Genomic DNA, 1,038 nt, shown 5'->3' with positions numbered 1-1,038 from the left:
TCACGAACCCGATCATCGATCCGTGCTGTACGACCAGAAACCCAACCGCCATGCCAACAAGCGCGTATAGGAAGAACAGTCGCGGCATGACGATATCACTGACACTTCTGCGGGCTCTCCGCCTCACGGGGTGATAGACGATCAGTCCAGTCAGTATGACAGTTACGATGACGTCGAGAGTGAAGAAATACAGTTCCTGTTTGCCCCGAAACTGTAACCAACGTCGTTCGATAAGTATTTCCGACTCCGTAGTACCGGCCAACATGGTCGCGGGGTCGATTTGTGTTACCGCAGCGCCTGGCAACAGCACCATCAATAGCGCGGCCATGAGTGGGAAAGTCTTGTTCAACTTAACTTCCTTCCTGCTTGCTCTGGCAGATTGCGTTCCGCCATCTTGTCCAATTCAATCGCAACAGGCGCGATCAGGTAAAGAGATTACCGTGCATTCTCCGGACATCGCATCCGGACTGTGGTACGAACGCTGATACAGGGATGTGGTCCAAGCGCGAGAATATCCAATGTCAGAACACAAGCTGCTTCGGTCGAAAATTGGCTTTTCACGGCGCTTCCCCAAGCTTAGGACACTGGCTTCTTTTGCAAGCGCTACTATTGCATTTCTGGCTTGGATTGAGCTCGCCCACGCCGACAACCCCGGTTTGACTCTCATCGCCTCATTCAAGGTGGCAGATAAATCGGAAGGCTTCTCAGAGCCTTCCGGATTGTCTTTGTCCAACGCTGAAGGCTTCTTGTGGTCCGTAAGCGACGCTGAACCTGGACTGCACCTACTTGGAACCGACGGGGTATTAGGAAACTCTTTCAAGTTGCCAGCATTGGCAGGATCAGATTTGGAGGGCGTCGCATCACGAAAAGATGGGACTGTTTTAGTACTTCAGGAAACTGATCGATCAATTCTAGTCGTTCACCCGACTGACCCCATTCAACTAACTACAATCCCTCTCACATCTCTCAAAGGCTACTCGGATGCCGCTGAATTACTCGTTGGCAACCCATTAAACAAGGGACCCGAAGGTATCGCTG

General features: G+C 51.6%; 2 protein-coding genes. One reads left to right on the top strand and one right to left on the bottom strand.

All coding sequences use genetic code 11. From position 1 onward, the window contains the following. The coding region (locus GOV85_RS21410) for a hypothetical protein (RefSeq protein ID WP_171182013.1) at nt 1–349 on the bottom strand (349 nt) is incomplete at its 3' end. Nucleotides 350–518: 169 nt separating this feature from the next. On the opposite strand from GOV85_RS21410, the gene GOV85_RS21405 reads away from it, so the two are divergent. Next, nucleotides 519–1,038 (top strand): SdiA-regulated domain-containing protein (locus GOV85_RS21405; protein ID WP_171182011.1); only part of this gene is annotated, 520 nt, incomplete at its 3' end.

Source organism: Ruegeria sp. HKCCA4633, assembly GCF_013034605.1.
Lineage (GTDB): Bacteria > Pseudomonadota > Alphaproteobacteria > Rhodobacterales > Rhodobacteraceae > Ruegeria.
This window is presented reverse-complemented; position numbering and strand designations above follow the sequence as displayed.